Below are 21,926 nucleotides of genomic sequence, written 5' to 3'. Positions count from 1 at the left end.
CGGTTTATTGTGCTTGAACCGAGAAAGGCATATCGATTTTTTGCCATTGCGCGCTTTCGTAGTCCAGCGCATCGGCGATGAGGGGATGTTGTTCCAGCCATTGGGCGTTGATGCGCAAGATAAAGCTGTGGTTGTTTTCATCGACGCGAAGCTGGGTTTGCGGCGGCAAATCAAGCGGCAGGCGCGAGCGGCAGAAGAGGGCTGCCAGGCGCAGGGACAATACGGCACACCACATGATTTCGTTGTTGCCGATAATGTCCGCCATTTTCTTAAGATCGCCGCGATGGCCGATAACCAGTTGCGCCAAAATGGTTTGCTCTTTGCGTGAGAAGCCCGGCATATCGGCGTTTTCGAGAATGTAAGCGGAGTGTTTGTGATAACCGGTATGGGCAATATCCAAGCCGATTTCATGCAGACGGCCTGCGCGGCTGAGGTATTGGTTCCATAAGGCAAGCTCTTGAACAGTTACGTTTTTGGCGTGGCACAGGCTGTTCATGAAGGCTTGCGCGGTATCGGCAACGCGTTTGGCTTGGTTGAGGCTGACGTGGTAGCGTTTTTGGAACTCCGCCGTTGTCTGCTCGCGCATATCGACATTGAGGCTGCGGCCGATTAAGTCGTAGAACACGCCGTCGCGGAGGGCAGCTTCGGTAACGGTCATTTTGGTCAGCGAGAGTTCTTCAAAAGCGGCCATCATCACGGCCAATCCGCCTGCAAAAACTTCGATGCGTTCAGGTTTGAGGTTTTCAAATTTGGCTTTTTTAACCGAACCGGCTTCGATAATCCTATCGGCAAGATAACGCATGCCTTGGGCGGTAATGTCGGCTTCTTGCGGCAATTCGGCTGCCAAAACGTCGCGTATGGATTTTGCCGAACCGGACGTGCCGATGGCGAAATCCCAACCGGTACGCTTCATCAGTTTGCTGATGCGCTGGATTTCGATACGCGCGGCGGAAACGGCGGCTTGGAAATCTTTGGCGGTCACTTTGTTTTGGAAGAAGCGCATGCTGTACGTTACGCAGCCCAAAGGCAGGCTTTCTGTGGTCAGCGGTTGCAAATCCGAGCCGATGACAAATTCGGTCGAACCACCGCCAATGTCGATAACCAGCATTTTGTCGCCTTTGGGCGGCAGGGTATGCACTACGCCGGTGTAAATCAGACGCGCTTCTTCACGGCCGGCAATGACTTCGATGGGGAAACCCAACGCCGCTTCGGCACGGGGTAGGAATTGGGCAATGTTTTTGGCGACGCGGAAAGTATTGGTGGCCACCACTCGCACGTTTTCAGGTTGGAATCCGCGCAGGCGTTCGCCAAATTTTGCCAAACATTCCAATGCTTGTTCTTGAGAGGCTTCGCTCAGGTTTTTTTGTTCGTCCAAGCCGGCGGCAAAGCGAACCATTTGTTTGAACGAGTCGATGACTTTCAGCTGGCCGTTGTTGTTTTCACAAATTTGCAGGCGGAAACTGTTGGAACCCAAGTCGACGGAGGCTAAAACGTTGGCGGGAGTGGTGGTCATAAAAAATACCGGTTGATTAGAAAAACCTAAATGTTACTTGAGGCGGTATCACTTGACAATAAAAGGTATACAGCTCTTTGATTCTGCTCATAGATGTATTTTATAATGCTGATTTTAAGCAAGTATATCAAAGGCTGTCTGAACTTTTCAGACGGCCTAAAAAGAGAAAACACATGAAATCGGAAAACCAAGATTCCTTATTTTTATCGCGCCGCCGCCTGTTGCAAGTCGGCGGAGCCATGCTTTTGACGCCTGCGACCGCATGGGCGGGGGCTCAACGTGAAGAAACGCTGGCCGATGATGTGGCTTCCGTGATGCGCAGTTCGATTAATAGCGCCAGCCCAGCGCGGCTGGTGTTTGCCGATTCGAGGGAAGGGGAACGTTGGTTGGCGGCGATGTCTTCCCGATTGGCACGCTTTATTCCCGATGAGGGCGAGCGCCGCCGTTTGTTGATTAATATTCAATACGAAAGCAGTCGTGCCGGACTCAACACTCAAGTGATTCTGGGTTTGATTGAAGTGGAAAGCGCGTTTCGCCAATATGCCATCAGCGGCGTGGGCGCACGCGGTTTGATGCAGGTGATGCCGTTTTGGAAAAACTATATTGGCAATCCGTCGCACAACCTTTTCGATATCCGCACCAATCTGCGCTATGGTTGCACCATTCTTCGCCATTACAACAATATCGAAAAAGGCAATATTGTCCGCGCTTTGGCAAGGTTTAACGGCAGTTTGGGCAGTAACAAATATTCAAATGCCGTGTTAGGCGCGTGGCGAAATAGATGGCAGTGGGGTTGATTCGGGATAAATGGGATAGGGCAGATCTTGCGTGATGTTGTTTTTTGTTAAAACCGTTTTATACCGATGAAGCAGGTTTGCGATAAACGGCTTGCGATTTGACTCCATGCAATTCCTTTGAATCCTGTATAATCAGAAAATCTGTTAATTCACACTTTCAGACGGCCTTTCGCAAACTTAAGGCCGTCTGAAACATTATTTATGGCAAGAGATAACCGCATTCAAATGTTTCCGCACGAATGGCGTGCCAGTACCACACTTTCCGGCGTTTACGCACTGCGTATGTTGGGGATGTTTTTGGTGTTGCCTGTTTTGGCGATGTATGCCGCTTCGTTGCCCGGCGCAGAAAACAATAAAGCGCTGGTCGGTATGGCGATGGGTATTTACGGGCTGACACAGGCTTTGCTGCAGCTGCCTTTGGGTATGGCTTCCGACAAGTTCGGTCGTAAAAAAGTGATTTATGCCGGCTTGATTGTGTTTGCGGCAGGTAGTTTTTTGGCCGCAGTTGCCGATAGCCTGCAGATGTTGGTTGCCGCGCGTGCCATTCAAGGTGCGGGTGCCGTCAGTGCGGCGGTAACGGCTTTGCTGGCGGATTTGACCCGTAACGAAGTGCGGACGCGTGCGATGGCGATGATCGGCCTGAGTATCGGCTTGACCTTCTCCGTCAGCCTAGTGCTGGCCCCGATGATTGCCAGCTTTATCGGCGTATCCGGCCTGTTTGCGCTGACCGGTATTCTGACTGTAATCAGTATTGGCGTGGTTGCCTGGATGACGCCTGATCCGGAAGTGTCAAAAATGCATGAAGACACGCAGGCGCAGCCTTCTCGTATGGGCGAGGTATTGAAAAATCGCCAACTGCTCAATCTCGACTTCGGTATTTTTGCCTTGCATGCGGCGCAAATGGCTTTATTTACCGCATTGCCGTTTGCCATGACGCAGTTGGGTTTGGAAAAAATCCATCACTGGCGAGTCTATCTGCCTTCAACCATTACCGGCCTGATTATTATGGTGCCGCTGATTATCGTCGGCGAAACGCGCAACAAACTCAAACAAGTGTTTATTCTTGGTATCGTCTGCATTGCCGCGGCGCAAATCGGTTTGCTGTTCGGAATGCACTCGGTATGGTTGATTACCGCTTATCTGATTGTTTACTTTATTGGTTTCAATGTGTTGGAAGCCAGCCTGCCGTCTATGGTGTCAAAAATCGCTCCGTCCGATTTGAAAGGCACCGCTATGGGCGTGTATAACACCATGCAGTCGGTCGGCTTGTTTGTCGGCGGCGCAACCGGTGGTTTATTGTTCCAAAAATACGGTTTTGCAGGCGTATTTGCCTTTTGTAGCGTATTAATGCTGCTGTGGCTGGTATTGGCAGTCATTTCGCCTGCACCGAAACCCGTCAAAAACCTCAGCTATCAGCTTAACGCCGAATGGCAACAAAATCCGGATTTGCTCTACCAAAAATTGACCGAAATTGAAGGCGTTGAAAGCATCAGCTTTAGCGCAGACAAACAAACCATTTATATCAAGGCCTTGCAAAAAGGATTTGACCAAGAAGCCGCCGAAAAAATTATCACAGGAGTGTAAAATGTCATTGAATAAAGTTATCCTCATCGGCCGTCTCGGCCGCGACCCGGAAGTCCGCTATATGCCCAACGGCGAGGCCGTCTGTAACTTCAGCATTGCCACCAGCGAAACGTGGAACGACCGCAACGGCCAACGCGTAGAACGTACCGAATGGCACAACATCACCATGTACCGCAAACTCGCCGAAATCGCCGGTCAATACCTGCGTAAAGGCAGCCAAGTGTATTTGGAAGGCCGTATCCAAAGCCGTAAATACCAAGGCAAAGACGGCATCGAGCGCACCGCTTACGACATTATCGCCAACGAAATGAAAATGCTCGGCGGCCGCAACGACAACAGCGGCGGCGCACCATACGATGACGGCTATAATCAAGGCGGTCATTCAAGCCAAAGCAGCTACCAACAAGCGCCACAGCAGCAATACCAATCTGCCCCGGCTCAAGAACACCCAGCCGCCCCAGCCCGTCGTCCTGCTCCGGCACAACCGACCGCTCCGGTTGATGATATCGACGACGATATTCCGTTTTAATTGTTGAGCAACACAAAGGCCGTCTGAAAAATATACTTTCAGACGGCCTTTAAAATGATTTAAAAGAAAATCCTACATTTGCACTGAGCCGCTGACGGTCAGGCTGATTTCTTCTGAACCCGGAGAGGTTGGTACGCCATCTTCTATTCCTGCAGCCACTTCTGCAGCAGGGATTGCACGAAGCATTTTGGCGCGTGCGAAATCGCCGCCGACTTGGCGGTTGCCGATGTGGCCCAGGTTGAGTTTAACGATTTTGTAGCTGGAGAAGCCGAGCGTTTGGGCGAGGTTTTGGGCACGGTCTTTGAAGCGCAGGATGACGGCCTTGCTCAGTTGGTCGACGGTTTCTTCGCGTTTTTCTTTGGATACGGAAAATGAGGAGCTTTCCAAAACGGCGATATTGATGCTGTCGGCAATTAGGCGGTTGAGTGCTTCAAAGTCTTTGCTTTCTACTTTGAAGTAGGCGTGTTCTTCCCAGCCGGTTTGGGTGCGTTTGCCGTTGGTGTATTGATAGCGTGGGGACGAGTTGCGCTCCATCAGCTCGGCTTTAAATTTGTTGTTTTGGGAGATTTTGTTGAACTGGTTGAATTTCTTCATGAAGGCTTGGTTGACGGCTTGACGGTCTTTACCTTCTACGTTGATGCTGAAATGCGCGGTCATGGTATCCCGTGGCACTTCCATATTCGCGGATTCGGAAAATTCAACGATATTGTAATTGAGGCTTTCTGCTGCAACGGGCAGGGAGACGGCTAGCAGTAGGGCGGTAAGGGCTGGGCGGAGCATTTTGTTTTTCCTTGTAATGCGGGTTTCAAAAAAGTGATTTAGCATGAAAGATGGAAACATTGGCTTTGGCAAGCGTAAGGATTTGTATGGGTTGGGGCCGTCTGAAAAGAAGTTACTTTGTATCCATCAAGCCGACTTCATGGGGATTGAGGCGGGCTTTTTCTTCTTGGCCTAAGCCGACCAATTTCCGTAGGCGGGTCATGTAGGCATTGACGTCAAGGCCCCGTCCGTAGCGTTGTGCTTCCCAGATGGTTTCTGCCAATGCTTCCATCATATCGTGTTCGGCTTTGACCCAGTCGCCGTTGTAACGGGCGCAAAGTTGTTGGTGGATGGCATGGATGCCCGGGGGCTGGTCGATGGTGCTTTGCTCTTGCAGGGAAAGGTGTAGCGACATGTGCAGGAATGGGTTGCTTTCGCCGTCTTCGGGCAACCATTCTTTATCTAAATATTGTTCGATGTCTTCGAGATAGTGTCCGTATTCGGGATGGGCTTCGATAATGCGCAAAGCTTTTTGTTGCAGGCCGTCCAATTGGAGTGGTGCGAGCCTGTGTTGCCAGACGTGTGCAAAGAATCGGCGGACATCGTGGGTGTTTACGTCATACATGATGGGTGTGATTTGATTTTGGGATATGTGATTATATAGCGATTGCGATAAAAAAGGCCGTCTGAAAAATATGTTTTCAGACGACCTTTGTTTTGCAGGGTTTAGCGGCGGTCGATGATTCGGTAATACACTTCGCCGTCTTGGACATAGCCCAATTCGACGCGGGCAATTTCGGCAATGGCCTCTTGTCCGTGTGCCAAGTCTTCAACTTCTGCATTAAGGAAATTGTTGCGCAAAGTGAGCGTCTGGTTTTTCTCCTCCTGCACGGAAAGTTGTTCCTGCAATTCTTCCGTATGCCCGATACTGCCTTTCCCAAACCAAAGGCTGTATTGGCAGTAAGCAAGCGCGATGGATAAAACAACAGTTACCCACTTCATACATCAATACCTTTTCTTATTTGCCCAGTTGATAGAATGCGGCTTTGCCGGGGTAGTAGGCAGCTTCTGCCAATTCTTCCTCAATGCGCAGCAGTTGGTTGTATTTCGCCATGCGGTCGGAGCGGCTCAATGAACCGGTTTTGATCTGCATACAGTTGGTAGCGACGGCCAAGTCGGCAATGGTGCTGTCTTCGGTTTCGCCCGAACGATGGCTCATTACGCTGGCGTAACGGCTGCGTTTTGCCAAGTCAACCGCTTGCAAGGTTTCGCTCAAAGTACCGATTTGGTTGACTTTGACCAGCAATGCGTTTGCCACGCCTTTTTCGATGCCTTCGGCAAGGATTTTCGGATTGGTTACGAACAAATCGTCGCCGACCAGTTGTACTTTGCTGCCGAGTTTTTCAGTAAGGAGTTTCCAGCCGTCCCAGTCGTTTTCATCCATACCGTCTTCGATGGAGATAATCGGGAATTCGTTAACCAGGCCTTCAAGGTATTCGGCAAATTCTGCGCTGGTGTAAGAACGGCCTTCGGCTTCCAAGTGGTATTTGCCGTCTTTGTAGAACTCGCTGGATGCGCAGTCCAAAGCAAACAAGACATCATCGCCTGCTTTGTAACCAGCGGCTTCGGTTGCTTCAACCATCAGTTGCAGGGCTTCTTTGTGGCTGTTCAGGTTAGGTGCGAAACCGCCTTCGTCGCCAACAGTAGTTGGGAAGCCTTTGGCATCACACAGTTTTTTCAGTGCGTGGAAGATTTCAGCGCCGCAACGCAGAGCTTCGCGGAAAGATTTTGCGCCGACAGGCATGATCATGAATTCTTGGATGTTCAGGCTGTTGTTGGCATGTTCGCCGCCGTTGATAACGTTCATCATCGGAACAGGCAGAGCCATTGGGCCTGCGCCGCCCAAGTAGCGATATAGAGGCAGGCCTGCATCTTCAGCAGCTGCGCGTGCTACGGCCATAGAAACGGCCAAAGTAGCGTTGGCACCCAAGTTGCCTTTGTTTTCAGTACCGTCCAATTCGATCATGATTTGGTCGATATAAGATTGTTCGTTGGCATCGATACCGATGAGGGCTTGTGCGATTTGGTTGTTGACGTGGTCAACGGCTTTCAATACGCCTTTGCCCAAGTAACGGGATTTGTCGCCGTCACGCAGTTCCAAAGCTTCTTTTTGGCCGGTTGATGCGCCGCTAGGTACGGCTGCGCGTCCCATGACGCCGGATTCCAACAATACGTCACACTCTACGGTAGGGTTGCCGCGGGAGTCCAAAATTTCGCGTGCAAAAATATCAACGATTGCGCTCATGAATATCTCCAAATAGGATGGTAAAAGAAAAGTAGCTTTGTTACGTTTCAGACGGCCTTAAGGATGATTGCCAAAGTCTGATGAATGCAGACATTATACCGTCTTTGCCAAGTATGGTATCGGAGTCGGTATGAAACTGACTGTAAGTTTGTTTCACGTCAATATCGCTCAAACAAACATAAGCCGTATAGTGTAACATTTTTTACCCTTTTTAGGGTGAAAAGCTGATTAAATCAGGCATAAGGCCGTCTGAATAGCGGATTAGCCTTCGCCCAAAATCATTGAGCCTACGCCGTCATCGGTCAGCACTTCCAAAAGCAGGGCGTTGGGAACGCGACCGTCTATGATATGCGTGGCTTTGACGCCGCTTTTGGCAGCTTCGACGGCAGAGGCAATTTTAGGCAGCATACCGCCGTACAGCGTGCCGTCTTCAATCAGTTCGTCAATGCGGCTTGGCGTCAGGGTAGTCAGTAATTTGCCTTCTTTATCCAGTACGCCGGGGATATTGGTCATCATCAGCAGTTTTTCGGTCTGAAGTTTTTCCGCCAGTTTACCGGCAACCAAGTCGGCATTGATGTTGAACGCTTCACCGTTTTGACCTACGCCGATGGGTGCGATGACAGGAATACAGCCGCGCTCGACCAGGCCTTCCACCAAACGGGTATCGATGTCGGCCACTGTGCCGACTTGGCCGATGTCCACGCCTTTTTGTTCGGGCGTGTCGATTAGGAGTTTTTCCGCTTTGATGAAGTGGTTGTCGCGGCCGGTAATGCCGACGGCGCGACCGCCGAAGGTGGTAATCATGGAAACGATTTCTTTATTGACGTGTCCGCCTAAAACCATTTCTACAATGTTCATGGTTTCGCTGTCGGTTACGCGCATGCCTTGAACAAACTCTCCTTTTTTGCCAACTTTTTCCAACATCTCATTGATTTGCGGGCCGCCGCCGTGAACGATGACGGGATGCAGGCCGATCAGTTTGAGCAGGACGACATCGCGTGCGAAGCCCTCTTTTAAGGCAGGTTCGGTCATGGCGTTGCCGCCGTATTTAATGACGATGATGGAGCCGGAAAAACGGCGGATATAAGGTAAAGATTCGGCAAGGACGCGCGCTTTGATCGCAGAGGAGACAGATTGTTGCTGAGTCATGGTTTCAACCTTGTTTCATGATTTCGGCCTTTATCTTAATCCCAAAGGCCGTCTGAAACAATATTTCCAAGCGCTTGAAATCCTGTTAAATCAGTTAAATGGTTGAAACCAGCCTCATGCAAACGGTAAAATGACGGTTTGCTTCGGCCTCTTTGCCGATTACTAAGGATACCAATGATGAAAATCAGCACCCAATTCGATGCCGGTTCGGTCGTTGTCAAAGACTTGAGCAACCCTGCCGATATCCGTCTCGCCCTGCGTCCCGACAATGCTTCGGAGTTTGCCCAATGGTTTTACTTCCGTTTGCAGGGTGCGGCCTATCAAAACTGCGTGATGCATTTTGAAAATGCGGCGGACGCTGCGTATCCTTTGGGCTGGGAGGACTATCAGGCTTGCGCTTCTTACGACCGCCAAAATTGGTTCCGCGTGCCGACCAGCTACGAAAACGGCGTGTTGACCATCAACCATACGCCTTTGTCCAACAGCGTTTACTACGCTTATTTCGAGCCTTATTCCAACGAGCAGCATTTGAACCTTTTGGGCGATGCGCAGGGCAGCGGTTTGTGCCGTATCGACGACTTGGGCAGTACCGTTCAAGGCCGCGACATCAATCTTCTGACCATCGGTAACCAAGTCGAAAGCGATATGAAAGTCTGGATTATCGCCCGTCAGCATCCGGGCGAAACCATGGCGGAATGGTTTGTTGAAGGTTTGCTGGGCCGCCTGCTTGATCCGCAAGATCCGACCGCGCGCATGCTGCTTGACCGCGCAACTTTCTACATCGTGCCAAATATGAATCCGGACGGTTCTGTGCTGGGCAATCTGCGCACCAATGCCGCCGGTGCCAACCTCAACCGCGAATGGGAAAACCCGACTTTGGAGCGAAGCCCCGAAGTTTTTACCGTTCGCGAAAAAATGATGGAAACCGGCGTGGATTTGTTCTTGGATATTCACGGCGATGAAGGTCTGCCGTTTGTCTTTGTGGCCGGTACCGAAGGCGTGCCGAACTACAACGAGCGCATCGAAGCCTTGGAAGACCAATTCAAACTTGCGCTGCTCAATGCCAGCCCCGATTTCCAAGATGATTACGGCTATGACAAAGATGCGCCGGGTCAGGCAAACATGACTTTGGCGACTAACTGGGTCGGCAATCATTTCAACTGCCTTGCCTATACTTTGGAAATGCCGTTTAAAGACAATGCCAACCTGCCGGACGACGATTTCGGCTGGAACGGCCAACGCTCGCTGCGCTTGGGCGAGGCCATGTTGTCTGCTATTTTGAATGTGGTTGGCGATTTGCGTTAAACCGTCCGACACTGCATACAGGCCGTCTGAAAGTTCAGGCTTTCAGACGGCCTTTGAGATAAGGAACACACATTATGATGATACATCCCCAGTTTGATCCGGTGCTGTTCAGCATCGGCCCGCTTGCCATCCGCTGGTATGCCTTGAGCTATATTGTCGGCTTTATCCTGTTTACGATTTTGGGCCGCCGCCGTATCGCGCAGGGCAATTCTGTGTTTACCAAAGAAACACTCGACGATTTCCTGACTTGGGGTATCTTGGGCGTGATCTTGGGCGGCCGTATCGGCTACGTTTTGTTTTATAAATTTTCCGACTATTTGGCCAACCCGTTGGATATTTTCAAAGTGTGGGAAGGCGGTATGTCGTTTCACGGCGGTTTCTTGGGCGTGGTCGTTGCCATGTGGCTGTTTGGCCGCAAGCACAACATCAGCATTTTAAAATTGATGGATACCGTTGCGCCGCTCGTGCCGCTGGGCTTGGCTTCCGGCCGTATCGGCAACTTTATCAACGGCGAACTTTGGGGACGCGTGACCGAACTCAATGCTTTCTGGGCGATGGGTTTCCCGCAAGCGCGTTACGAAGATGCGGAAGCTGCGGCGCACAATCCTTTGTGGGCTGAATGGTTGCAACAATACGGCATGCTGCCGCGCCATCCGTCTCAGCTTTACCAGTTTGCCCTTGAAGGCATTTGCCTGTTTGTCATCGTTTGGATTTTCTCGAAAAAACCACGTCCGGCCGGACAAACGGCGGCATTGTTCTTGGGCGGTTACGGTTTGTTCCGCTTTATTGCCGAATTTGCTCGTCAACCTGACGACTATCTCGGCCTGTTGACTTTGGGTTTGTCCATGGGTCAATGGTTGAGCGTACCGATGATTGTATTGGGTGTGATTGGTTTTGTTTGGTTTGGACGTAAAAACAGTGTTGCCAAAGCATAAATAAAACAATAAATAAAGACCGTCTGAAAACCTTTTCAGACGGCCTTTTTATGGCTTCAAGCAAACGGATTTCGGGTTTAACCGAAAAAGCCCATTTTGACTTGAATGAGTTTTTCCAACTCCGGCAGGACGCGGCGGCGTGAGACGAAGAAGATAATGTGGTCGCCGTCTTGGAGGATGGTTTCGGTGTGGTGTCCCATGATGACTTCGCCGGTTGCGCCGCGGACGATGGCGGCGATATAGCAGTCGCTCGGCCATTTGATGCCGCTGATACGGCGGCCGACGATGGCGGAAGTATTTTTATCGCCGTGTACCACCACTTCAATGGCTTCGGCTGTACCGCGGCGCAAAGGATGGACGGCAACGATGTCGCCGCGGCGGATGTGGGCGAGAATGGAGCCGATGGTAATCAGGTGGGGGGAAACGACGATATCGATTTTGTTACCCTCGAGTAAATCAACGTAGCTTGAGCGGTTGACGATGGTAATCACGCGTTTGGCACCAAGGTTTTTTGCCAACAGGCTGGACATGATGTTGTTTTCGTCGTCGTTGGTCAGCGCGCAGAAGACGTCGATTTCGTCGATGTATTCTTCGTCCAGCAGGGTTTCGTCGGTGGCGGAACCTTGCAGGACGAGGGTGTTGTCCAGATTCTCGGCCAGCCATTCGGCGCGCTGGGGTTTGTATTCGATGATTTTGATGTCGTATTTGGACTCGAGCTGCTTGGCGAGGCGGTAGCCGATGTTGCCGCCGCCGGCAATCATAATACGGCGGGTACGCGCTTCTTTCGGACGCAATTCGCGCATGATGGCTTCAACGCTGTTGATGTCGGCGGCAAACAGGACTTCATCGCCTTCGATGATGACGGTTTGCGGGGTGGGGACGATCAGGCGGTTGTTGCGGTAGATGGCGCAGATTTGGCAGTCCACGCCTTCAAGCAGGTGTTGGTTGATGTCGGCAATTTCACGGCCGATCAGCAAACCGCCTTTGCGTGCTTGAACAATCACCATGCGCACTTTATCGTTGGCAAAACTGAGTACCTGCAATGAGCTGGTGTAGTTGAGCAGGCCGACGAGTTGTTCGGTAACCAGTTGTTCGGGGCTGATGGTTTCGGTAATGCCGAAGATGTTGAGGCTGCCTTCTTCGGGGTTGTCGCTGCCGTCAACCGGATATTCGAGGTATTCGCTTGAGCGTACGCGTGCGATGCGGCTGGGGATGTTAAATAGGTCGGCGGCGATTTTGGAGGCGACAATGTTGGTTTCGTCGCTGCGGGTCAGGGCAAGCAGGAGGTCGGAATCTGCCGCGCCTGCCTGTTCGAGGGTAAAGGGCGATGCGCCGTTGCCGACGATGGTTTGGACATCGAGACGGCTGCTGATACGGTTGAGCGCTTTTTCGTCGATGTCGATGATGGTAACGTCGTTGCTGGGAACGGAGGCGAGGTTTTGGGCGACGGTCGAGCCGACTTGGCCGCTGCCGAGGATGAGTATTTTCACGGTAATTGAGTGTGTTCGGTAAAAATGAAATTGTAACAAAAGGCCGTCTGAAATTGGAGTTTCAGACGGCCTGTGTTTTAAATAAGCCAGAGGGTTACCAGTAGCCCAAAACTTTCCACCACAAGATACCGACAGTGCAGAATATCAGGATTTCAAGCACACTCATGATGAAGCCGGCTTTCCACCATTCGGTCATGGTCACATAGTTGGAGCAGTAAATGACAGGAGCGGAACCAGTGGCGTAGTGGGTCAGTGACATCATGATGCCGGTAGCGGATGCCATAACCAGGGCAAACAGCATCGGTGGTGCACCCAAGGCCAAGCCTGCGCCGTAGAATGCGCCGAACATGGCGGTAACGTGTGCCGTGCCGCTAGCGAAAACGTAGTGGGCGTAGAGGTAGGCCAGCATCAACAGGGCACAACCGGCTTCCCAACCCAAGCCGAGATGGGCGATACCGCTTTGCATGGAGTCGGATAACCAGCTGATGAGGCCCAGTTTATTGAGGAAGTTTGCCATCATCACCAAGGCCGCAAACCAAACGATGGTGTCCCACGCGCTTTTTTTTTTTCAGCGCATCTTCCCAAGTCAGTACGCCGGTCAAAAGACACAGGCTCAAGCCGAGGAAGGTGGTGGCGGTAGCATCAACTTTCACGCCGAACAGCATTTCGGGAACGCCTGCCCACAGAAGCAGCAGAATCACGAAAATGCCGAGCATGATTTTTTTCTTCACGCTTCATCGGCCCCATGGCAGCCAAATGCTCTTTTGCCAATGCGGTGGCGTTGGGGGTTTGTTTGATTTCAGGCGGATACAGGAAATACAACACCAGCGGCATCAGCAACATAGCAAGCAGGCCGGGTACGACCATCGCCAAGAACCAAGTACCCCAAGAGAGTTGGATTTGTGAATTAGTGGCTTTGGCAACCAATTCGACTACCAGCGGATTGGGGGCGGTGGCGGTGATAAAAATCAGACAGGTAATCACGTTGGAGTGGAAGTTGACCAGTGAAAGGTATTTACCGATTTTTCCTTCCGTACCTTTTTCAGGATCGGAGTCGAAGCTCAGTGCGATGGATTTCATAATCGGATGCACGATCGCACCGCCGCGCGCAGTATTACTCGGCGTTACCGGACCGATGACCAAGTCGGCCAGTGCCAAGCTGTAACCTACGCCCAGCGTGCGTTTGCCGAAGAGGGAAATCAAGAGGTAGCCGATACGCATACCCAAGCCGGTTTTCAACAGGCCGCGCGAGATGATGATGGCGATACCGATCATCCAGATAAGTGAGTTGTTGAGGCTGCTCAAAGCGTCTTTGGTTGCGTCTGCGGCTTTTTCATTGGTCACGCCGGTCAGTGCAACCAAGGTAATGCCCAAAATCGCCATGGCGCCGATAGGCATGGCTTTGCCGATGATGCCGATAAACAATGCCAAAAGATGCCATGCGTCAGGCGATACGCCCTGCGGCACGGGGATGACGAACCAGATAATCAGCGTCAGCGCGAGCGCAACCGCAGCAGGAATTGGCTTGAAGCCGATGTTGAGTCTCCTAGTTTGAGGTATCGGGGAAATCGGATTCCAGACGACGTGTGCCTGATTTTGGTGGGGAGAGGGCAAAACCTCAGATTTAGCGGGTTCGGTTGCGAAACCCAACAAATACTGAAACCCTAATCTTCATGTTGGTTCTGTCCCAACCTACGAGCATTTTTCAGACGGCCTCCTATATAGAAAAGGTCGTCTGAAACGCCGTATCGGATTAATCCTGCTCCGCCGGCAGGCCGTACTCTTTGGGGAAGGTACGCAGTGAGCTTTGCAACACGGTAACCGCGCCGTCAATCAAACCGCAACGGCCGCTTCGTGGCAGCAGTTGGCACAGGCTTTGCAAGGCGCGCAGGTCGTCGGAAGTACCGATGCCGGTATCCACGCGGTTGAGCAGGCGTGAAAGTTGGAATGTGCCGCCTTTACAAGGCGGACATTGACCGCATGAGTTGGACGCAAAAAATTCCACATATTCGGCCACTTTACGCACCACGCTGGTGCCTTCGGAAATCACAATCATCGCGCCCGTGCCGAGGCTGGATTTGCGTTCGCATACGGAAACAAAGTCCAAAGGCACATCCAAATCTTTTACGGTTAAAAGCGTATTGGACGGCCCACCGGTAAATACGGCTTTAAACGTACGACCTTCGAGCATACCGCCGCCGTGGTCGAAAATCAGCGATTGCAAGGTCGTGCCCATCGGCAGTTCGTACAGACCCGGATTCAATACGTCGCCGGAGAGTGAGTAGAGTTTCGTGCCTGCGGCATCGCCCAAACCCAGCGATTTGTACCATTCCGCGCCTTTGGCAAGGATTTGCGGGATGTTAGCGAAGGTTTCGGTGTTGTTGATTAAGGTCGGTTCGCCTGCTACGCCGCTTTCAGCAGGGAACGGCGGCTTGCGGCGCGGGAACGGGAAACCGCCTTACAACCATGAAATCACGGCGGTTTCTTCGCCGCCGATGTAGCGGCCTGAAGTTTCGACCAATTTCAGGTCTAAAGGTTTGCCCAGATAGTTTTCGATGCGGATGAACAAATCGCTTTTTTTCCACTGCTCGATGGCGGGTACGATGGCGGCAATGGATTCGGTCTGGTGCGGGTTGACATACATAATCGCTTTGTTGGCGCGGCAGGCGACGGCGGCAATCAGTACGCCCTCGATGACTTGGTGCGGCGTTTTCGCCAGCAGCACGCGGTCTTTGAACGTACCCGGTTCGTCTTCGTTGGCATTACAGACGACGTATTTGTCGCCGTGTTTGCTTTGGGCGGCAACGGCCGCTTCCCATTTGCGCCAGGTCGGGAAACCTGCGCCGCCCATGCCGCAAAGATTGGCGTCTTGCAGCTTGGAAACGATGCTTTGAGGATCGGCAAGCGCTGCCAGCAGGCCTTCGCCGCCGCCGACTTTGCGCCACACGGCCAAATCCGCGCCGACTTGGCGGGACGGGTGCAGTAAGTTTTGATTGGCTTGGTTCATGATTGTTGCTCCTGCAAACCGGCGTGTTCGCGCAAATCGAATTTGCCGTAGTCGGGATATAAAACGGGGCTTTGATGTCGCTGGTCAGTCCGGCGCGGGTCATTTCGCGTTGCAGTTCGTGGACGTGTCCGACACCGCCGCGCACTTTTTTCAGCGGCAGGCCGCAATTTGCGGCGGCTTTACCCGCGCGGCGGCCGAAGCTGATGATGTCCAGAAGCGCGTTGCCCATTAAGCGGTTGCGGCCGTGGATGCCGCCGGTTACTTCTCCGGCGCAATAGAGGCCTTCGACGCAGGTTGCGCCGTCGCCGTTGATTTCGACACCGCCGTTTTGGTAGTGCAGGGTCGGATGGATCATCACGGGTTCGACGGCGGGGTCGATGCCGCATTTGTGGGCGACGTGGCCGAGCGTAACCAAACGGTTCAACACATCAGGATCGTTTTCAATCAGGCGCGGGGTGTCGAGGAACACACCGACCTGTCCGTCTCGCACCACGCCGCGGCCTTCGCGGCATTCGCGCAGGATGGCAGCGGGAACGACGTCGCGCGGCTGTAATTCGTCAACGAAACGTTCGCCCAAGCCGTTGACCAGTTTGGTGCCAGCGGAGCGCACGGCTTCGGAAATCAGCGCGCCCGCCAAGTGCGGCGGATGGGCGACGCCGGTTGGATGGTATTGGAAAGAGTCGATGTCACGCAGTTTTGCGCCGATACGGTATGCCATCACCAGACCGTCGGCGGTTGCGCCGTAGTGGTTGGAAGTGGCGAAACCCTGCAAATGCAGCCGTCCGCTGCCGCCGGTTGCCAAGACCACGGCTTTGGCGTGAACCAATACCAAGGAACGTTTTTCCAAATCGTACAAAATCGCGCCGACGCAGCGTCCGTGTTCGTCCGACAATAATTCGATGGCGGGGTGGCGGTTGGGCTGGGTGATGTTTTCGTCGAGTTCGACTGCCTCGCGCAGTACGCGCATCATTTCGAGGTCGGTAAAGTCGCGGTAGCTCAGGATGCGCGGCACGGTCGTACCGCCTGCACGTTTGCGGCTCAACATGCCGTTGCTGTCCGCGCCTTTGGCAAGGTCAAAAGTCATGCCCAAGCCGATCAGCCAGCGGATGGCGGACGGCGCGTCGGTAACCATTTGTGCCACCAATTCTTTTTTGCCTGCGTTGTGACCGCCTTTGATGGTGTCGTCAAAGTGTTGCTGCAAGCTGTCTTCCGCGCCGACCGCCGCCTGAATGCCGCCTTCGGCCATCACGGTATTGCTGTCGCCGATACGCAGCTTGTTCGCCATAATCACGCGCGCGCCTGCTTCAGTGGCAGACAATGCCGCCGCCGCGCCTGCACCGCCGCCGCCAATGACTAATACGTCAGTGTTTAAATGTTCAGCACCTGACAAATTATAGTCGTCAATCAGAGGCTGACTGATTAAGAGTTTGGCCAAATCAGGATGGCAGTAATCGCCTTGGTTTGGGCCGATAGGCAGTTTCACACGTGCATCAGCCTGATAGTCAGGATGAAATTGGCTCAGTAATTCGTTTTTTTCAGGTAAATCGCCGCGCAGCTCCAATGAGGATGCTCGCAGGTTGGCAAGGGCGGTTTCGTAGTCTATGCCTTGGATTTTGTTCGCCATCACATTGCCTCCTCTTCAAATTCGACTTTCATTTTGCCGCTGTCGATTTCTTGCAGGCGGCGCATCAAATCCACCGGACGCAGCGTGCGCGCCGCTTTCATGCGGCGGGCGAACAAGCCTAAGTGGTTCGGACGGATGTGTTCGGGGCAGGAAAGGGTGCAGAGGTTGCACATCACGCATTGGTCGAAGGTCAGCGCAGCCGCGCCGAAATCGCCGGATACCACTTGCGCCACGCTGTTTTCCACTTCCAAACCTTTGGGGCAGGCGCGGTTGCAGCCGCCGCAATGACGGCAGTGTTACGCTTCGGGGAAGGCTTTGGCGGTGTCGTCCAGCCAGTTCCAGCCGTCGCCGACCTCGCTCACGTCGTAATATTGGATATGCTCGGGAATGAAGTAGTCCAAGAAGCTGACCTGCATCCCTTCTTCGACTTTGGTTTCACACGCCAACGCAGTCGTTACCTCACGCTCGCCTTCCTTGCGGATCATGCAGCGGCAGGAGCCGCACACGCCTTGCCCCATGCAGCCGACGTTGGCAGTAATCGCGCTGCCGGCACGGGCGTAGGCCTGAATGATTGACGAGTTGGCGGAGGCTTTGACTTCATGGCCGTCTATGGTCAGGGTTAACAAATTTTCACTCATGGTTTGTTCCTGTGAAATTGGAAGTTGGAATAGTGGATAATTTAATTAATTGTATTTTTATTACATTTATTGCGTGTGAGGAAATATCCAAGTTATTTACTCAGAAATTCTTTTAAAATCAATATTTATCTGTATGAGTCGAAGTGTATTAGAATTTAGTGGTTTTGATGATAGGGATAACCTAAGGTTTTATAGAGAAATGATTGTAAACAAAATATGCCTATTATTTAGACAAATTCATTTCAATTATTTGATTTTAAATATGAAATAAAATTACTTTTTAATATAAATTTAAAGATATTCGTCTATTTGCTAGTAAAAATCATTGTTATATATTAGATAATTTTGCATAGATTGTTGTATATATTGAATAATATTTTTTTGCGTAAGCAAGTGAAAAGACTGTTATAAAATTTCAGAAAATCAAACAAGTTTGATATCAGTCAAGAAGATTGAGGGAGAAAATGACACGGATTTTACAATTGTGTATTGTATTGGAAAATAAGAAAGGCTGTCTGAAATTTTGGTGGTTTCCTTTTAAATACAAGCTACTAAATTTCTTTCTCAGATACTTAAGGCAAATATTTTCAGACGGCCTTGCAATAAGATTATCATTTAAAAACAATGTAATTTTACTTTTATTTAAGTGAATGGCTAGTGGATATAGATTATCAATAACCAAGTAATTTAATGCGATATTAAATTTCATTTAAATCAATAAGGTATGAAAATGATATTGTCTGGGTCATTCATTTGAAAGCACTATTACACTATTGAAGGCCGTCTGAAAAAATCGGTCTCTTAAAGAAATAAACAAATCCTCCCTACCATGACTCCGAAAAGGAACACAATCATGACCGTCATCAAGCAAGAAGACTTTATCCAAAGTATTTTTGACGCTTTCCAATTCATCAGCTACTACCATCCTAAAGACTACATTCAGGCTTTGTATAAGGCTTATCAAAAAGAAGAAAACCCTGCGGCCAAAGATGCGATGGCGCAAATTTTGGTCAATAGCCGTATGTGTGCTGAAGGCCATCGTCCGATTTGTCAGGATACCGGTATTGCGACCGTATTCTTGAAAGTGGGCATGGATGTACAGTGGGATGCCGAGATGAGTGTACAGGAAATGGTTAACGAAGGCGTACGCCGTGCATATACCTATCCTGACAACAAACTGCGCGCCTCCGTATTGGCCGACCCGGCTGGCAAACGTCAAAATACCAAAGACAACACGCCTGCCGTTGTACATATGGAAATCGTGAAAGGCGACAAAGTCGAAGTCACTTGCGCAGCTAAAGGCGGCGGTTCTGAAAACAAAACCAAAGTTGCCATGCTCAACCCTTCAGACAATATCGTTGATTGGGTATTGAAAACCGTTCCTCAAATGGGTGCCGGCTGGTGTCCTCCGGGCATCTTGGGTATCGGTATCGGCGGTACGCCTGAAAAAGCAGTGTTGATGGCAAAAGAAAGTCTGATGAGCCATATCGATATTCAGGAGCTCAAAGAAAAAGCCGATTCCGGTGCCGAATTGTCTACTACCGAAGCCCTGCGCTTGGAACTCTACAAAAAAGTAAATGCCTTGGGCATCGGCGCACAAGGTTTGGGCGGTTTGAGCACCGTGCTGGATGTCAAAATCCTTGACTATCCAACCCACGCGGCTTCTAAACCGATTGCCATGATTCCAAACTGTGCGGCTACTCGCCACATCGAATTTGAATTGGACGGCTCAGGCCCGGCCAAATTGGAAGCCCCGTCTTTGGAAGACTGGCCGGATCTGACTTACAGCCCTGACAACGGCAAACGAGTCGATGTCAACAACCTGACCAAAGAAGAAGTGGCCACATGGAAAACCGGCGACGTATTGTTGCTAAACGGTAAAATCCTGACCGGCCGCGATGCCGCGCACAAACGTTTGGTTGATATGCTCAATAAAGGCGAAGAATTGCCGGTAGATTTCACCAACAAACTGATTTACTACGTCGGCCCGGTTGATCCAGTCCGTGACGAAGTTGTTGGCCCGGCCGGTCCGACTACTTCCACTCGTATGGATAAATTTACCCGCCAAATGCTGGAACAAACCGGCCTCCTGGGTATGATCGGTAAATCCGAACGCGGCGCCGCGACTTGTCAAGCCATTGCCGATAACAAAGCTGTTTACCTGATGGCTGTCGGCGGCGCGGCATATTTGGTTGCCAAAGCCATTAAAGCATCTAAAGTCTTGGCGTTCCCAGAATTAGGTATGGAAGCGATTTACGAATTTGAAGTCAAAGACATGCCTGTGACTGTTGCGGTGGATAGCAACGGCGAATCGGTTCACGCCATTGCGCCAAAACAATGGCAGGCAAAAATCGGTATTATTCCGGTCGAAGCTTGATATTTGACTGAATAATCAAAGGCCGTCTGAACGATTTCAGACGGCCTTTTTTTGTTTACAAATAATTCAAATGTTTTCAAACGAGTAAATTTCCCTTTTTAAAAAGCACTTGTCAAAATCAGCGTTTGAAACTAAAATTCACGGCTTATCGAGTCGGAGTGTGGCGCAGTCTGGTAGCGCACTTGCATGGGGTGCAAGGGGTCGAAGGTTCGAATCCTTTCACTCCGACCAAAGAATTGGAAAGAGCCGTTTTAAAAACGGCTCTTTTTTCGTTTGGATGATTTATCTGAATAATGTATCCGAATGGATTTTAAAACTTAATACCAATGCCGTCTGAAACAAAACCTGCTTTCTCAAAGCAGGTTTTGTTGTTTATTATAAAGCAGGGCTATTTGGTACTATCTTTCAGCGTGTCTTTATAGGTATAAAGATAAGATGCGCCGACAAAGGATGCGCCACCGACGACATTGCCCAAGAATACGGGAATCATATTGAAGAAAAATTGTCCCCATGTGATGTTTGCGCCTGCCAAAATACCTGCGGGGATAACGAACATATTGGCGACAAGGTGTTGGAAGCCGTTTAATACGAAAATCATGACGGGGAACCAAATAGCCAGCATTCGTCCGGTTGTGTTTTTAGCAGCAAAGTGCAGCCACGCGCTCATGCAGACCATCCAGTTACATGCGACCGCCGATACAAAAGCGCGACCGAAATCCATATGGACTTTTGCTTCCGCGACGACAATGGTTTTTTCTGCTACGCTGCCTTCAATCATGCCGACATAGTATCCGAGGAAAAACGCCATCGCCAGCGTACCCACCAAATTGCCCATGCAGACGATAACCTAGTTGCGCAGCAGCATTTTGGAGGAAATCCGTCCGGCCAATCTGCCTAAAGACATGATCATCATGTTACTGGTTACCAGCTCGCCGCCGCCAAGTAGGATACAAATCAAGGCGATAGGGAACACGGCTGCGCCGAGTAAAGTGGCAAAACCACTCCATTCATGAGGTATGCCGCTGACTACTTTTAAATAGGCAAGATATCCAAAGCCGATGTATCCGCCGGCTAAAACGCTCAAGATTGCCAGTGTGGGAATGCTGGATTGTGCTTTGGCGCAGCTTTTGTCGAGAACAACCTGTAAAATTTCCTGTGGGTATAAATCGCGCGAAGCCATGATGTTCCTTAAAGTGGGTTGAGGAGGGAACGCCGTTTCAAAAGTGGCGCAAACTGTCGCGGTAGGGCAGTGTTATAAGGAGCCGGTGTACGGTCTTTGTTTTATCAATCAGCCTGAATTAAATCTAAAAAACAGATACGTCGCCCTGCTTTAGCTCAAAAGAAATATTATTACATTTTGCTTCTGTATTAAAAAAGGCCGTCTGAACGTTGAGGTTTCAGACGGCCTTGTTTTGAATTTTTAAACTTACAAATGTGCCAGCTTTGCATTGCCTTCGCGAGGAATAGGGCGCGGATTGCCTTGTGCATCGATGGCGACGTAAGTGAACACGGCTTCGGTGACCAGTTGGCGGTTTTCCGTTACCATATCGTTCATCAAAGTCTTCACCCATACTTCGATTTTTAGTTGCAAAGAAGTATTGCCTACGCGGACGCAATGACCGTAGCAACATACAACGTTGCCGACCTTTACCGGTCTGATGAAATTCATTTCTTGAACGGCCACGGTTACAATTCGTCCCTGTGCGATTTCTGCCGCCAAAATACCGCCGCCCAGATCCATTTGCGACATAATCCAGCCGCCGAAGATATCCTGATTAGGATTGGTATCGCGCGGCATGGCTACCGTACGCAATAAAAGTTGTCCTTCGGGTGCAGCATGTGTTTGTTTGTTGTCGGCCATAAAAAATCCTGTCAAAAAAGTGCTATTTTACGCCATTTGTAGCGATAAACCTA

Annotated in this window: 14 protein-coding genes, 1 tRNA gene and 5 pseudogenes; 7 read left to right on the top strand and 13 right to left on the bottom strand. The window is 50.8% G+C overall.

The genetic code is table 11. From position 1 onward, the window contains the following. Nucleotides 1–4: 4 nt before the first annotated feature. Nucleotides 5–1,513, bottom strand: coding sequence for an exopolyphosphatase (gene ppx, locus HMPREF3052_RS09420; RefSeq protein WP_070749621.1), 1,509 nt, complete (start codon nt 1,511–1,513; stop codon nt 5–7). A 173-nt stretch (nt 1,514–1,686) separates the two neighbouring features. Here ppx and HMPREF3052_RS09415 point away from each other — a divergent pair, with 173 nt between their 5' ends. The 3 genes from HMPREF3052_RS09415 (at nt 1,687) to HMPREF3052_RS09405 (ending at nt 4,423) form a co-directional block, all read left to right on the top strand. Further along, nucleotides 1,687–2,310 carry a lytic transglycosylase domain-containing protein gene (locus HMPREF3052_RS09415; RefSeq protein WP_070749620.1) on the top strand — a complete coding sequence of 208 codons (624 nt, stop codon included), beginning with the start codon at nt 1,687–1,689 and terminating at the stop codon, nt 2,308–2,310. A gap of 201 nt (nt 2,311–2,511) precedes the next feature. Continuing rightward, nucleotides 2,512–3,894 carry an MFS transporter gene (locus HMPREF3052_RS09410; protein ID WP_070749619.1) on the top strand — a complete coding sequence of 461 codons (1,383 nt, stop codon included), beginning with the start codon at nt 2,512–2,514 and terminating at the stop codon, nt 3,892–3,894. A 1-nt stretch (nt 3,895) separates the two neighbouring features. After that, nucleotides 3,896–4,423, top strand: a complete 528-nt coding sequence (locus HMPREF3052_RS09405; RefSeq protein ID WP_070749618.1) for a single-stranded DNA-binding protein — start codon at nt 3,896–3,898, stop codon at nt 4,421–4,423. A 72-nt stretch (nt 4,424–4,495) separates the two neighbouring features. Here HMPREF3052_RS09405 and HMPREF3052_RS09400 read toward each other — a convergent pair whose 3' ends face one another. The 5 genes from HMPREF3052_RS09400 to argB all read right to left on the bottom strand — a co-directional run bounded on the left by HMPREF3052_RS09400 (nt 4,496) and on the right by argB (nt 8,636). Continuing rightward, nucleotides 4,496–5,203, bottom strand: coding sequence for an SIMPL domain-containing protein (locus HMPREF3052_RS09400; RefSeq protein ID WP_070749617.1), 708 nt, complete (start codon nt 5,201–5,203; stop codon nt 4,496–4,498). Nucleotides 5,204–5,315: 112 nt separating this feature from the next. Then, the gene (locus HMPREF3052_RS09395) at nt 5,316–5,807 is read right to left on the bottom strand and encodes a DUF1841 family protein (protein ID WP_070749616.1); all 492 of its coding nucleotides are present in this window, start codon (nt 5,805–5,807) and stop codon (nt 5,316–5,318) included. Between the two features lie 101 nt (nt 5,808–5,908). After that, nucleotides 5,909–6,184 (bottom strand): cell division protein FtsB, encoded by a 276-nt coding sequence (gene ftsB / locus HMPREF3052_RS09390; RefSeq protein WP_070749615.1) that lies wholly within the window; start codon nt 6,182–6,184, stop codon nt 5,909–5,911. A gap of 16 nt (nt 6,185–6,200) precedes the next feature. Further along, nucleotides 6,201–7,487, bottom strand: coding sequence for a phosphopyruvate hydratase (gene eno, locus HMPREF3052_RS09385; RefSeq protein WP_070749614.1), 1,287 nt, complete (start codon nt 7,485–7,487; stop codon nt 6,201–6,203). Between the two features lie 261 nt (nt 7,488–7,748). Next, the gene (gene argB / locus HMPREF3052_RS09380; protein WP_070749613.1) at nt 7,749–8,636 is read right to left on the bottom strand and encodes an acetylglutamate kinase; all 888 of its coding nucleotides are present in this window, start codon (nt 8,634–8,636) and stop codon (nt 7,749–7,751) included. 174 nt (nt 8,637–8,810) lie between these two features. On the opposite strand from argB, the gene HMPREF3052_RS09375 reads away from it, so the two are divergent. Together HMPREF3052_RS09375 and lgt are read left to right on the top strand one after the other, a co-directional pair. Beyond that, nucleotides 8,811–9,941 carry a M14 family metallopeptidase gene (locus tag HMPREF3052_RS09375; RefSeq protein WP_003746205.1) on the top strand — a complete coding sequence of 377 codons (1,131 nt, stop codon included), beginning with the start codon at nt 8,811–8,813 and terminating at the stop codon, nt 9,939–9,941. Between the two features lie 74 nt (nt 9,942–10,015). Beyond that, complete coding sequence (lgt, locus tag HMPREF3052_RS09370) at nt 10,016–10,876, top strand: prolipoprotein diacylglyceryl transferase (protein ID WP_070749612.1); 861 nt, start codon at nt 10,016–10,018, stop codon at nt 10,874–10,876. Nucleotides 10,877–10,953: 77 nt separating this feature from the next. Here lgt and trkA read toward each other — a convergent pair whose 3' ends face one another. The 5 genes and pseudogenes from trkA to HMPREF3052_RS09345 form a co-directional block, all read right to left on the bottom strand. After that, nucleotides 10,954–12,366, bottom strand: coding sequence for a Trk system potassium transporter TrkA (gene trkA, locus HMPREF3052_RS09365; protein ID WP_070714208.1), 1,413 nt, complete (start codon nt 12,364–12,366; stop codon nt 10,954–10,956). 94 nt (nt 12,367–12,460) lie between these two features. After that, nucleotides 12,461–13,902: pseudogene (locus HMPREF3052_RS09360) on the bottom strand (DASS family sodium-coupled anion symporter). Nucleotides 13,903–14,119: 217 nt separating this feature from the next. Then, a pseudogene (locus HMPREF3052_RS09355) lies at nt 14,120–15,373 on the bottom strand (NADH-ubiquinone oxidoreductase-F iron-sulfur binding region domain-containing protein). Next, a pseudogene (locus HMPREF3052_RS09350) lies at nt 15,370–16,997 on the bottom strand (FAD-binding protein). The pseudogenes HMPREF3052_RS09355 and HMPREF3052_RS09350 overlap by 4 nt, the downstream one beginning before the upstream one ends. Continuing rightward, nucleotides 16,997–17,635: pseudogene (locus tag HMPREF3052_RS09345) on the bottom strand (2Fe-2S iron-sulfur cluster-binding protein). Before HMPREF3052_RS09345 ends, HMPREF3052_RS09350 begins: the two co-directional pseudogenes overlap by 1 nt. Nucleotides 17,636–18,488: 853 nt before the next feature. Between HMPREF3052_RS09345 and HMPREF3052_RS09340 the strand changes: the two are divergent. Further along, on the top strand, nt 18,489–20,012 hold the full coding sequence (locus HMPREF3052_RS09340; protein ID WP_003746217.1) for a fumarate hydratase: 1,524 nt from the start codon (nt 18,489–18,491) through the stop codon (nt 20,010–20,012). Between the two features lie 154 nt (nt 20,013–20,166). After that, a tRNA-Pro gene (locus HMPREF3052_RS09335) sits at nt 20,167–20,243 on the top strand. A gap of 157 nt (nt 20,244–20,400) precedes the next feature. Here HMPREF3052_RS09335 and HMPREF3052_RS09330 read toward each other — a convergent pair. Next, nucleotides 20,401–21,192, bottom strand: a pseudogene (locus HMPREF3052_RS09330) (formate/nitrite transporter family protein). A 246-nt stretch (nt 21,193–21,438) separates the two neighbouring features. Then, complete coding sequence (gene yciA, locus HMPREF3052_RS09325; protein ID WP_070749611.1) at nt 21,439–21,873, bottom strand: acyl-CoA thioester hydrolase YciA; 435 nt, start codon at nt 21,871–21,873, stop codon at nt 21,439–21,441. Nucleotides 21,874–21,926 lie beyond the last annotated feature (53 nt).

Source organism: Neisseria sp. HMSC056A03 (assembly GCF_001815685.1).
Lineage (GTDB): Bacteria > Pseudomonadota > Gammaproteobacteria > Burkholderiales > Neisseriaceae > Neisseria > Neisseria subflava.
Note: the sequence above shows the minus strand (reverse complement) of the source record. Positions and strands in the feature narration are given on the sequence as shown.

Bases quoted from the DNA above. Each gene is read 5' to 3' on its own strand.
- eno (WP_070749614.1), bottom strand. From the start codon at position 7,487: ATGAGCGCAATCGTTGATATTTTTGCACGCGAAATTTTGGACTCCCGC.
- HMPREF3052_RS09400 (WP_070749617.1), bottom strand. From the start codon at position 5,203: ATGCTCCGCCCAGCCCTTACCGCCCTACTGCTAGCCGTCTCCCTGCCC.
- HMPREF3052_RS09405 (WP_070749618.1), top strand. From the start codon at position 3,896: ATGTCATTGAATAAAGTTATCCTCATCGGCCGTCTCGGCCGCGACCCG.
- HMPREF3052_RS09415 (WP_070749620.1), top strand. From the start codon at position 1,687: ATGAAATCGGAAAACCAAGATTCCTTATTTTTATCGCGCCGCCGCCTG.
- ftsB (WP_070749615.1), bottom strand. From the start codon at position 6,184: ATGAAGTGGGTAACTGTTGTTTTATCCATCGCGCTTGCTTACTGCCAA.
- HMPREF3052_RS09375 (WP_003746205.1), top strand. From the start codon at position 8,811: ATGATGAAAATCAGCACCCAATTCGATGCCGGTTCGGTCGTTGTCAAA.
- lgt (WP_070749612.1), top strand. From the start codon at position 10,016: ATGATGATACATCCCCAGTTTGATCCGGTGCTGTTCAGCATCGGCCCG.
- HMPREF3052_RS09395 (WP_070749616.1), bottom strand. From the start codon at position 5,807: ATGTATGACGTAAACACCCACGATGTCCGCCGATTCTTTGCACACGTC.
- ppx (WP_070749621.1), bottom strand. From the start codon at position 1,513: ATGACCACCACTCCCGCCAACGTTTTAGCCTCCGTCGACTTGGGTTCC.
- yciA (WP_070749611.1), bottom strand. From the start codon at position 21,873: ATGGCCGACAACAAACAAACACATGCTGCACCCGAAGGACAACTTTTA.
- HMPREF3052_RS09340 (WP_003746217.1), top strand. From the start codon at position 18,489: ATGACCGTCATCAAGCAAGAAGACTTTATCCAAAGTATTTTTGACGCT.
- argB (WP_070749613.1), bottom strand. From the start codon at position 8,636: ATGACTCAGCAACAATCTGTCTCCTCTGCGATCAAAGCGCGCGTCCTT.
- HMPREF3052_RS09410 (WP_070749619.1), top strand. From the start codon at position 2,512: ATGGCAAGAGATAACCGCATTCAAATGTTTCCGCACGAATGGCGTGCC.